The sequence below is a fragment of the Catenibacterium sp. GCM10023432 genome (assembly GCF_042651925.1).
In the GTDB taxonomy this organism is placed as follows: Bacteria; Bacillota_I; Bacilli_A; order Erysipelotrichales; family Coprobacillaceae; genus Catenibacterium; species Catenibacterium mitsuoka.
Genome location: NZ_JBHSEB010000076.1, coordinates 1 through 11,720 on the forward strand (window position 1 = coordinate 1; position 11,720 = coordinate 11,720).

10 protein-coding genes are annotated in these 11,720 nt (G+C 31.1%); all 10 read left to right on the top strand.

Annotated elements, in window-relative coordinates; genetic code table 11:
* Positions 1-287 precede the first annotated feature (287 nt).
* Positions 288-653, top strand: coding sequence for a helix-turn-helix domain-containing protein (locus ACFOZZ_RS10150; RefSeq protein ID WP_006507010.1), 366 nt, complete (start codon positions 288-290; stop codon positions 651-653).
* The gene (locus ACFOZZ_RS10155; RefSeq protein WP_006507009.1) at positions 643-1,308 is read left to right on the top strand and encodes an ImmA/IrrE family metallo-endopeptidase; all 666 of its coding nucleotides are present in this window, start codon (positions 643-645) and stop codon (positions 1,306-1,308) included. Before ACFOZZ_RS10150 ends, ACFOZZ_RS10155 begins: the two co-directional genes overlap by 11 nt.
* 197 nt (positions 1,309-1,505) lie before the next feature.
* Positions 1,506-2,249, top strand: a complete 744-nt coding sequence (locus tag ACFOZZ_RS10160) for a DUF4417 domain-containing protein (RefSeq protein WP_006507008.1) — start codon at positions 1,506-1,508, stop codon at positions 2,247-2,249.
* A complete protein-coding gene (locus ACFOZZ_RS10165) occupies positions 2,236-2,643 on the top strand; it encodes a hypothetical protein (RefSeq protein ID WP_376815189.1) in 408 nt (135 codons plus the stop codon). Before ACFOZZ_RS10160 ends, ACFOZZ_RS10165 begins: the two co-directional genes overlap by 14 nt.
* Before the next feature lies 1 nt (position 2,644).
* On the top strand, positions 2,645-3,187 hold the full coding sequence (locus ACFOZZ_RS10170) for a hypothetical protein (RefSeq protein ID WP_279068770.1): 543 nt from the start codon (positions 2,645-2,647) through the stop codon (positions 3,185-3,187).
* A gap of 117 nt (positions 3,188-3,304) precedes the next feature.
* The gene (locus ACFOZZ_RS10175) at positions 3,305-4,765 is read left to right on the top strand and encodes a type I restriction-modification system subunit M (RefSeq protein ID WP_279068769.1); all 1,461 of its coding nucleotides are present in this window, start codon (positions 3,305-3,307) and stop codon (positions 4,763-4,765) included.
* A 45-nt stretch (positions 4,766-4,810) separates the two neighbouring features.
* On the top strand, positions 4,811-5,890 hold the full coding sequence (locus tag ACFOZZ_RS10180) for a restriction endonuclease subunit S (protein ID WP_376815190.1): 1,080 nt from the start codon (positions 4,811-4,813) through the stop codon (positions 5,888-5,890).
* A gap of 60 nt (positions 5,891-5,950) precedes the next feature.
* On the top strand, positions 5,951-6,946 hold the full coding sequence (xerA, locus tag ACFOZZ_RS10185; protein ID WP_337472810.1) for a site-specific tyrosine recombinase/integron integrase: 996 nt from the start codon (positions 5,951-5,953) through the stop codon (positions 6,944-6,946).
* Between the two features lie 82 nt (positions 6,947-7,028).
* The gene (locus tag ACFOZZ_RS10190) at positions 7,029-8,111 is read left to right on the top strand and encodes a restriction endonuclease subunit S (RefSeq protein WP_376815191.1); all 1,083 of its coding nucleotides are present in this window, start codon (positions 7,029-7,031) and stop codon (positions 8,109-8,111) included.
* 193 nt (positions 8,112-8,304) lie between these two features.
* Positions 8,305-11,655, top strand: a complete 3,351-nt coding sequence (locus ACFOZZ_RS10195) for a DEAD/DEAH box helicase family protein (protein ID WP_376815192.1) — start codon at positions 8,305-8,307, stop codon at positions 11,653-11,655.
* Positions 11,656-11,720: the final 65 nt, after the last annotated feature.

Genomic DNA, 11,720 nt, shown 5'->3' on the forward strand with positions numbered 1-11,720 from the left:
CATCACCTTGCGGTGATGCTCATTTAGCAGGGACTGTCAACATTCTGTCCTTGACTTTTGAACCAGTTTACTCACACCCCTGGGATTTTTAAAGCTTGAGTTAACCCCAAGTCTATTTAATTACTCCATAATTAAGAGCATTGATTAGCCCATATAATTAATGCTCTTTTTAGAACATAATGATTTATCATTGAAAAGTACAATTTTACTTAACAAGTACAAGATTATTATTGACAAGCGTTTAGTTTACGAGTACAATTAAATTGTATAAAAAGGAGAGATGAGATATGGCGAATAAAAATTTTAGTAAGTCAATCAGTATGTTAAGAAGAAATAACAATCTCACAATGCAAGACTTAGCAGAACAACTTGGTGTAACTAAAAGTGCTGTTAGTATGTGGGAAAATAAAGGAGTTGTTCCTAGAGAAGATATACTAATGAGTATATCGAAAAAATATAGTATATCTATTGATAAGCTTCTAGGAAATAATATTGAAGAGAATGATGATACAAGCGATGCAAAACTTTCGTATCTTCAAAGAGGTCTTGGACAAATGGATGAAGAACAGTTAAAAAAGGCTGAAAATATGCTTAAACTAGTATTCGATGATATATTTGATGATGAAGAAGGTGATGATGACGATGATATCTAATAGAATTCAACCTGATTTTAAAAAGTGCCTAGAGAAAGCTAATATGATATTACTTTCTTCTAGAGAGATTAGCGGATTTCCATTTCTTGTAAAAAAAGTGGTAAAAGGAAGTTCAAATATACCTTGTAAAACATATTTAAAAGCAGGAATGTATGGTGTTGATATGAAATGTTTTGGATCGAATGATGCTATTATTATGGATTTTAACAATGGCAATAAAATTATCTTCTATAATGAGTCGATTAGCTCTAAAAGTAGAATAAGATTCAGTATTGCACATGAGTTTGGGCATGACCAAATGCATCATAAATTAAATGATTCATCTAATTATCAAATTCAAGAAATTGAAGCTAATTTTTTTGCTGCCCAATTATTGATGCCAGAACAAATTATCAATGAATTAATTAAAAGAGGCAAAAGAATTTCTAAAGAGAATCTAATTTTATGGTTTGGAGTTTCTGAACAAGCAGCAATTAAAAGATTAGATACATTAAGAAAAATTGATTTTTCAAAAAGAAACTATGATGAAAAAGACATGGATGAAATGATAGTTACTAAATATAAAACATTTATTGATTCAATTGCTCCAAAAAGTTTTAATTATTATGATTACGATGAGGAAGAAGAAATGCAAAATGTTAGAAATAATTGGTAATACAATAGTATACTGGCTTGAAGGAGGTGGTGCTTATGAGCATAAAAAAATCACAAAGCTATTTGGTAGATAGTCTTTGTGATCAATTGAGTGTATGGTTAAATACACAATTAATTAGCAAAGTTATATTATCATACACTCATAAAAATGTAAATGCCTGGACGGCAAACAAAATCAAAAGAAATGAGGTATGATAAATGAGATTTAAACAAGATTTAATGAAAAAGTTAAATTTAAATATTTTAGATTTAACTAATCAAACCGTAACGGAGGGCTTATTAGATCTTCCTGTACTGTATTGTGATATTCATGAATATCCTGACTATATTGCGCTTTATAGTCAACCTAGTGATTATCACAAGACAATGAATACAGCAGTATCGTTTTATGATTATGATAACAAATTTGATGGTCCTAAGGGGCTATATCAAGCAATTTATTATAACGATGTGAAACGATTAAATGAATTTAAGGATAGATTTAAAGATGTAAAATATTTTATATCACCAGATTATTCTGTTTGTGGTGATGTTCATAACTATCGCAATTATCATCGATTAGGCAGGGCTAGAGAAGTAGCAATCTGGTTAACAACAGAATGTAATGCAATGACTATTCCTAATATATCATATGCAAATGAGCGTGATTTGATTTATATTACAGATGGTTTAAAGAATGTTTCGATTGTTGCATTTAGTACAAAAGGTAAAATTAATGATAAAATCGACTATGATCTATTAACAAAAGCTGTTAAAAAAGTAGTTGATGATTTACCAAAACTAAAAGCAATCATAGTATACGACGTTACTGTTAACAATAAACAATCAAATCTAATATTCTCTTATGCTAAATCAAAAGGAATTAATGTGATTATTCCTAATAATATGCTTAAGAACAGAAATATTATTTGTAGCCAACAAAACACAAATGAATACGCATGATTCTGGTTTAGCACATGGTACAAGTGGTTCTCCACAAACTACCATTGACAACAGTGCTTTAGAACAAAAAGTTAATGAATTAAAAGTAACTCCTAAATATGTACCTACAAAAAAACATGATGTAGGTGGATTTGGTTCTCTTAATCCTGTTAAGACACAAAAAGAAGGTCAAAAACTTCTTGACACAGGATACAAAGATGGAAAACAAATATATAATATTACTGATAATGGTGATATTGTGAAATTTCAACCTGATAATACTCCCAATAATGGATACCATTGTTATGGCGTTTCTACTTTTAGAGATATTCCAACTAGTATACTAAAAAAGATGTTGAATGATAATAAAATTACTTATTCAGAATATAAGAAAATAATGAAAGGAAAGAGATAAAATGTTATTTGGAAATAAGAATGAATTTGCAATTGAATTAGAAAATGTTGATACAACAGAAAGATATATGTTGATGAAATTATATATTCAAAATGTAAATATATTAGAATATTCATTTGATGGTAAAGTATATTCATTGACGGGTAACATTGATGAACTGATTTTATATCTAGATGAGACAATCAATCCAACACTAATGGAAATACCTTTCCCATTTAACGTGAAAGGTGATTCTGCAATTGAATTGGATATTAATGCAAGAGATTATGATTCTAACAATGAGGATGAGTTTGATGCATATTATACACAATTGAATGATTGGGCATTTAGTCACTCTTGGACGCATGCTAGGGATGGTTTGTACATTCCTGATGTTATGTATAGAAAAATCAACGATACAATGGAAATATCTTGGTTTGGGGTAGGTATTTATGATGGAGTAGAGTTTTCTTCTCCTAAAGGCAGTTATCTGATTAATTTTAATCTTTATTGTTCAATAATAAACAAAGTTACGAAATATTATAAAGAAAATTGGCTTAAGTAATATTGGGTAAATAGATGATTAACATGAAGTCAAAATGTTAAGAACAGCTCGGATATGAGTTGTTCTTTTTTTAGTGGAGTGAACTATGTTATAATGTCAAAAGATATGGAGGTCATTATGTTAACAGGAGAATTAAAGAATAAGGTAGATAAGATATGGGAGTCGTTCTGGACAGGAGGAATTACTAACCCTTTAGATGTCATTGAACAATTCACTTATCTTATGTTTATGAAACAATTAGATGAAGTAGAAACAAAGAATGAAGCAGATGCTGAACTATTTGGGATGGAATATGAAGGTTTATTCCCTAAAGATAAACCATATTTGAGATGGCATCATTTTAAAGATATTGGTAGTGCAGATAAGATGTATCAAATTATGAATGATGAATTATTCCCATTCATTAAGAATTTGAAGGGTGATGGTGAATCTTCATATGCAAGATTTATGAGAGATGCAATCTTTAAGATTCCTACACCTAACTTGCTACAGAAAGTAGTTACAGGAATAGATGGTCTCAATACAGAAGAAACAGATATAAAAGGGGACTTATATGAACATCTATTAAAGAAACTTGCAAAATCTGGTACAAATGGACAGTTTAGAACACCTAGACATATTATTGATATGATGGTAAATCTTGTAAAACCTGTACCTACAGATACAATATGTGATCCTGCAATGGGTACTGCAGGGTTCCTTATTGGTGCTGAAAAATACTTAAGAGATAAACATGAAGAACTATTTTTAGATGATAAACTTAAAGAACATTTTAATAATAAGATGTTTAATGGTTTTGATATGGATTCTACAATGCTTAGAATTGGGGCTATGAACCTTATTACTCATAATGTAGATAATCCACAAATAGAATATAGAGACAGCCTTTCACAGCAGAATATTGATGAGAATAAGTACTCTTTAATACTCGCAAATCCGCCATTCAAGGGGTCATTAGACTATGAGGTAGTCGCAGAAAACTTATTGTCTGTTTGTAAGACTAAGAAAACAGAATTACTCTTTATTGCGTTATTCTTACGTTCATTACAGGTAGGTGGTAGATGTGCATGTATTGTACCTGATGGTGTATTATTTGGTTCTAGTAAAGCACATAAGAGTATTAGAAAAGAACTAGTAGAGAATAACCAGTTACATGCAGTTATTTCTATGCCTAGTGGTGTATTTAAACCTTATGCAGGTGTATCTACAGCTATATTAGTATTTACTAAGACTACTACGGGTGGTACTGATAATGTTTGGTTCTATGATATGAAAGCTGATGGTCTTTCATTAGATGATAAGCGTTCACCAGTAGAAGAGAATGATATTCCAGATATTATTCATAGATATGAACATTTAGATGAAGAGAAGGATAGAAAGAGAACAGAACAGAGTTTCTTTGTACCTAAAGAAGAGATTGCAGAGAATGATTATGATCTTTCTATTAATAAATATAAAGAGATTGTTTATGAGAAGGTTGAGTATCGTCCTACTCATGAGATATTAGGTGATATTGAAGCACTTAATAAAGAAATAGAAGAGAGTATTGAGGAATTAAAGTCTTTATTGAAGGACTAGAAAGGAGTTAAATGTGGGTGATAAATCTGCATTTGTAGAGTTAGGGTGGAATATGTAAAACTTGAAGAAATATGTACAATTGTATCTGGGGGAACTCCTTCTAGATCAAAGTCTGATTATTGGAATAATGGGAATATACCTTGGATAAAAATTAAAGATATGAAATCGAAGTATATAGATTCTGCTGAAGAATTTATAACAGAAGAAGGTTTAAATAACTCTTCTACCAAGATGTTAAAAAGTGATACTATTTTATATTCGATATTTGCTACGTTAGGAGAAGTTGGAATTTTAAAAATTGATGCATGTACAAACCAAGCAATAGCAGGGTTATCTTTAAAAGAAGATTCAAATATTTTAAAAGAATATTTATATTATTATTTGAAGTCAAAAAAGAAGGATGTAAACAATCTTGGTAGAGGAGTTGCACAGAATAATATTAACCTATCTTTACTTAGAAAATTTAGAATTCCAGTAATTCCTTTGCATCAGCAAAAAAAAATCATCGAAGTGTTAGATAATGTTTCTAGTACTATAAATAATTATGAAAGAGAACTGGCACTATTAGATGAATTGGTTAAAGCCCGATTTGTGGAGATGTTTGGGGAAATAGAGGATTGTGATAAGTGGGAAAGCAAAATATGGAATGAAGTAGTAACTATAAAAAATGGAAGAGATTATAAAAAAGTATTGGTTAGTGATGGTGGTTACCCGGTTGTCGGGACAGGCGGAGAGATTGCAAGAGCCAGTAAGTACTTATGTCCCGAAAACACAATAGTTGTAGGCAGAAAAGGTTCTATCAATAATCCGATGTTAATGAAAGAGAAATTTTGGAATGTTGATACTGCTTTTGGAGTCATTCCAAATAGCGATTATTTGCATTATCAATACTTTTATTGTTTTTGTAAGTTTTATAATTTTATGAAACTGAATAAGGCAACAACTTTACCAAGCACTACGAAGGCTGATTTATTAAAAATAAGGATAAATATTCCCCCTCTAGAACTCCAGAACCAGTTTGCATCATTCGTACAAGAAATCGATAAATCAAGGTCTCGAATACAGAAGTCATTAGAAGCTTCACAAGAACTATTTGATAGCTTAATGCAAGAGTATTTTGGTTAATATAATTGAATAAATTTGTTTAATAGGGTGTAGATGATGTTGGTAACGGAGGTTATCAACATGAAAGAAACTATTATTAAAGAAATTGAACAGAAATTGTTACGTTATCTAGATAATGCACAGATGGAAATGTTACATAGAACATTAAAGTCTTGTCTGGATAACGTAACTTTTATTATGCAAGAAGATAGTATTCAGGATATTTTTGAATATTCTAATATGGAACTCATAGATAAGTTTATTGCATCTAAAGAGATAGAAGGATGTTCAAAAAGAACAACACAATACTATAAGTCTACTTTAGTAATGTTGGAGAATAGAACAGATATACATTTCACACATATGACTACCGATCATTTAAGAACATATCTCACTGATTATCAGAAGATAAACAATTGTTCTAAGGTGAGTATTGATAATATTAGAAGAAATCTAAGTAGTTTCTTCTCTTGGCTAGAGGAAGAAAACTATATTCTTAAGAGTCCTATGAAGAGGATTCATAAGATAAAAACAGATAAGGTGATTAAAGAAACTTTATCTGATGAGGCTTTAGAGTGTTTAAGGGATAGTTGTGATAATTTAAGAGATTTAGCTATTATTGATTTGTTGGCTTCTACAGGTATGAGAGTAGGGGAACTAGTGAATATTAATATAGAAGATATAGATTTTGAGAATAGAGAATGTGTCGTGTTTGGTAAGGGAAATAAGGAAAGACCTGTATACTTTGATGCAAGAACAAAAATACACTTAAAGAATTATCTAAAGAGCCGAACAGATGATAATCCAGCATTATTCGTCTCTTTAGATAAACCATTTAATAGGTTACAGATTAGTGGTGTAGAGATAAGATTAAGGAATTTAGGTAGACGTTTAGGCATACATAGAGTACATCCACATAAGTTTAGAAGAACAGTAGCTACTAGAGCTATAGATAAGGGAATGCCTATTGAACAGGTACAGAGTTTATTAGGTCATTCACAGATAGATACGACTATGCATTATGCAATGGTTAATCAGAATAATGTAAAAGAGTCACATAGAAAGTTTGTGGCTTGATAGAGTGAAAAATTGGGATGGTAGAGAAGTCTACAAATCCTGATTTCATGGTTAAATGCAAATCTGCATTTGTAGAATATCGGTGAAGATAAAGATAGGTGATATTACCAAAATTAGAACAGGTAAATTGGATGCTAATGCAGCAGATGAAAATGGACAATATCCCTTTTTTACATGTTCAAAAGAGCCGCTAAAAATAAATACATACTCATATGATTGTGAATGCGTATTAGTTGCTGGTAACGGTGATCTTAATGTGAAGTATTATAATGGTAAGTTTGATGCATATCAGAGAACTTATATTATTGAAGACGACAGTGATGGACTGTTGTTTATGCCGTATTTGTATTTTTTTATGGAAAGTTATATAGATGAGTTAAGAAAGCAGTCTATTGGTGGAGTTATTAAGTATATTAAGCTTAAAAATTTAACAGATGCATTAATTGAGTTACCTAGTATTGAAGTTCAGAGAAAGATTGTAAATATTATTTCTAAATCAAAAGAAATAGTTAGGAGAAAGGAAAATGAATTTGAATTACTAGATGAGTTAGTTAGAGCCCGATTTGTGGAGATGTTTGGGGATCCTATAGAAAATACATATTCATTTCCAATTTTAAAGTTAGGTGAATTAAGTGAATTGATAACGAAAGGTGCATCACCTAGTTGGCAAGGATATTCTTATACTGAGGATAGTACACAAACTTTATTTGTTACAAGTGAAAATGTTAGAGAAGGATACATGGATTTTTCTTCGATTAAATATGTTGAGGATGCGTTTAATGAAAAACAAAAGCGTTCTATGATTCAAAAAGGTGATTATTTAATTAATATTGTTGGTGCATCAATAGGAAGAGCAGCACAATTTAATATGGATTGTAAAGCAAATATGAATCAAGCAGCAGCTTTGGTTAGAATAAAAGATAACACTATATCAGATAATTATTTACTATATTATTTAAATTCTGATAAGGCACAAATGATGTATAATTCAATGAAGTCAGATACCGGTAGAGCTAATTTAAGTTTACAGGATATTGCTAATTTAGAGATTTTAGTTCCTGATTTAACACTGCAGGTTAAGTTCGCATCATTCGTAGAAGAAATCGATAAATCAAGGCTTCTCAATAACCACTCACTATTACTCCTAAAATCCATAACCTTCTAACCATTAAAAAAGCAGCCTTAGCTGCTAATCACCACTACCTAACATATCTCTCAATTCTTTAAAAGTATCCTCTATAGGTGCTACTCTACCATTTCTAACATCCTTTTCAGATTTCTCAAGTAATTCCAATAACTCATTCATCATTTATTCCCAATAAAGTTCTTTTTTAGGATATAATAGAAACATAAAGGAGATGGTACTGTTGAACTTTACTTTTTTAAAAAACAAAACAGAATTCCAGGACTTTGCTTTTACATGTATAGAAGCAGAAAAAGGATTAATGGTATCACCTGCTAACTGTGCAATACTTACAAGACGTGCATTAGAACAAGCAGTACATTACATGTATAAGAATGACATAGACTTACAGATGCCTTATAGAGATAATCTAAGTGCTTTAGTCAATGAATATACATTTAAACAAATTATTCCAACAGAAATCTATGAAGGAATTAGATACGTTATTACTTTAGGAAATTTTGCAGTACATACAAGTAAAAAAGTAAAAAGAGAAGAAGCAGTTCTTGCTTTAAATAATCTCTATAGACTTGTTAACTGGATGAACTATTCTTATGGAATAGATTATCAACAACAATTACCTGAATTTGATCCTACTAAGTTACCTGATCAAACACACATGTTTGTGAATAAAGATTTAAAAGAACAGGTAAGAGATATTCTTAATAAACAGAAAGAAAAAGAAGAAAAACAAAAAGAAGAACTGGCTCGATTAGTTGCTGAAAATGAGGAATTAAGAAGACAAGGGGCAGCTAAGAGAAAAGAAGATAAAGCTGTTAAATATGTTGATGTGAATAAGATTCCTGAATGGAGGACAAGACAGCTTTATATTAATTTAATGCTGAAGGAAGCAGGATGGGATTTTGATACAAATGTAGAGGAAGAATATCCTGTTCATCATATGCCAACAGATTCAAAAGAAGGTTTTGTGGATTATATCTTACGTGGAAGAACAGGAAAGATTATTGCTGTTATAGAAGCAAAGAAAACAAGTGTAGATCCTCGTGTAGGACGTAACCAGGCAAAACTTTATGCGGACTGTATTGAACAAGAATACGGATTAAGACCTGTTATATTCTATACGAATGGTTTTGAAACATTTATCTGGGATGACATGATGTATCCAGATAGAAGGGTTTCTTCTATCTTCTCACAGGATGAAATACAGTTACTTATAGATAGAAGAGATACGCGTAGAAGTATTTCTAAACCTGTTATACAGGATGCCATCACAAATCGTTATTATCAGAAAGAAGCCATTGTAAGAACATGTGAAGACTTTGAAAAGGGAAGTCGTAAAGCATTACTTGTCATGGCAACAGGGAGTGGTAAAACACGTGTAGCGATTAGTTTAGTAGATGTATTGACTAAAGCGGATTGGGCAAAGAATATACTATTCCTTGCCGATCGTACTGCATTAGTGAATCAGGCAAAGAAGAACTTTGTAAACCTTCTTCCTTCCCTGACGACTTGTAATCTATGTGAAAACAAAGAAGACCCAGAAGTATCAAGAATGATCTTTAGTACTTATCCTACAATGATGAATGCAATCGATGAAACAAGAAGTAAAGATGGTAATCGTTTATTCACACCAGGACACTTTGATCTCATTATTCTTGATGAAAGCCATCGTAGTATTTACAACAAATATAAAGATATATTTGATTACTTTGATGCTTTACTCATAGGTTTAACCGCAACACCTAAAGATAGTATTGGGGCTAATACATATTCTATATTTGATTTAGAAACAGGTGTCCCTACATATGCTTATGAATATGAAACAGCTGTCAAAGACAAATACTTAGTCAGCTACCATTCTTATGAAACTAAAATGAAGTTTCTAGAGGAAGGTATTCACTATGATGAGTTATCCGATGAAGAAAAGAAAGAATTTGAAGAACACTTCTCTAATACTGATACAATCACTTCAAGTGAAATGAATAAGTTTGTTTTTAATATTAATACTATTGATACTGTGATCAGAGATTTGATGGAACATGGTATTAAAATTGAAGGAGGAGATAAGATAGGAAAAAGCATTATCTTCGCTGCCAATCAAAATCATGCCAATAAGATTAAAGAGAGATTCGATATACTCTATCCTGAATACAAGGGGAAGATTGCTGAAGTGATTACATTTAATACAAAATTTGTACAAAATGCGATAGATCGATTCAGTAAAACAGACAGTTACCCTCAAATAGCTATTAGTGTAGATATGCTAGATACAGGTATAGATGTACCAGATATCGTTAATCTTGTATTCTTTAAGAAAGTAAGAAGTAAAGCAAAATTCTGGCAGATGATTGGAAGAGGAACAAGACTAAGAACAGACTTGTATGGTCCAGGAGATGACAAGAAAGGATTCTTGATATTTGATTACCTAGGAAATATGGATTACTTCAGAGTAGACCAGCGTCCTGAAAAATCAGGTATTATAGAATCACTCTCTCAACGTATCTATAAGTTACGTGTTGATATTCTTTATGCACTCGAACAAAATGCCTCCGATCAGGATTATGTAGATGAAATCAATAAACAGATCAAAGAAATGTCAGGTTATATTCAATCACTCAATGAAGACAGCTTTAATGTAAAGATGCATTTGAAATATGTGCATCAATATAAGAATCCAGATAACTGGATTAATCTGAATGAAATGGATACACATTATATTAAAGATGAATTGTCTTCTCTTGTTGTGATTCATGATGAAGATAAACGTGCAAAGTTCTTTGATAGACAGATGTATATGATTGAAATGGCTTATCTCAATCATTATGATGCAAGTCAGGTAATTAATAAGGTTATTATGATGGCTGATGAATTGTATAAAAAACAAACAACACCTGATATTGCAGATAATGCGGAATATCTGAAATGTGCCAAAGATCCTGATTACTGGAAGACAGCTAATTATTTTGATCTAGAAGTACTACGTGAGAAGATTAGAGGGTTGGTTAAGTATTTAGACCCTGGTCCAATAGTAGATCCAGTAGATACACATTTTGAAGATGAAATCATTGAAACAAAGATGAATGATGCTTTCTATAATGATGAAGGCTTAGAGAACTATAAAGAGAAAGTACAGCATTATTTAAAAGCACATGAAGATGATGAAGCTATCTATAAGCTTAGACATAATCAAGTCATTACACCGGATGAAATGAAACATCTAGAAAACTTATTATGGATAGACCTGGGAAGTAAAGATGATTATCGATTACATTTTGGTGATACACCTATCACAAGATTAATTAGAAAGATAGTAGGATTAGATAGACAAGCAGCTATGGCTGAGTTCTCACGTTTCTTAGATGATCAGAGCTTGAATTCTAGACAGATTCACTTTGTAGAATTATTAGTAGATTATATTGTGAAGAATGGTTTTATTGAAGACAAGAAGGTCTTGTTACAGGATCCTTTCAAGTCAATTGGTAGTATGAGTGCCTTATTTAAGGATAAGATGAATATTGCAAGAGAGATATTAAAGACTGTAGATACGTTCAGCGAAAGATGTTAAGAGAAAACGCTCACAAAATTGAGAGTATTCTATCACTATAAAAAATAATTATAATTTAAATTTTT

What these genes read in the sequence shown, in the direction of transcription:
- ACFOZZ_RS10175 (WP_279068769.1), top strand. Translation starts at nt 3,305, where the DNA reads ATGTTAACAGGAGAATTAAAGAATAAGGTAGATAAGATATGGGAGTCG.
- ACFOZZ_RS10155 (WP_006507009.1), top strand. Translation starts at nt 643, where the DNA reads ATGATATCTAATAGAATTCAACCTGATTTTAAAAAGTGCCTAGAGAAA.
- ACFOZZ_RS10160 (WP_006507008.1), top strand. Translation starts at nt 1,506, where the DNA reads ATGAGATTTAAACAAGATTTAATGAAAAAGTTAAATTTAAATATTTTA.
- ACFOZZ_RS10165 (WP_376815189.1), top strand. Translation starts at nt 2,236, where the DNA reads ATGAATACGCATGATTCTGGTTTAGCACATGGTACAAGTGGTTCTCCA.
- ACFOZZ_RS10170 (WP_279068770.1), top strand. Translation starts at nt 2,645, where the DNA reads ATGTTATTTGGAAATAAGAATGAATTTGCAATTGAATTAGAAAATGTT.
- xerA (WP_337472810.1), top strand. Translation starts at nt 5,951, where the DNA reads ATGAAAGAAACTATTATTAAAGAAATTGAACAGAAATTGTTACGTTAT.
- ACFOZZ_RS10195 (WP_376815192.1), top strand. Translation starts at nt 8,305, where the DNA reads ATGGTACTGTTGAACTTTACTTTTTTAAAAAACAAAACAGAATTCCAG.
- ACFOZZ_RS10150 (WP_006507010.1), top strand. Translation starts at nt 288, where the DNA reads ATGGCGAATAAAAATTTTAGTAAGTCAATCAGTATGTTAAGAAGAAAT.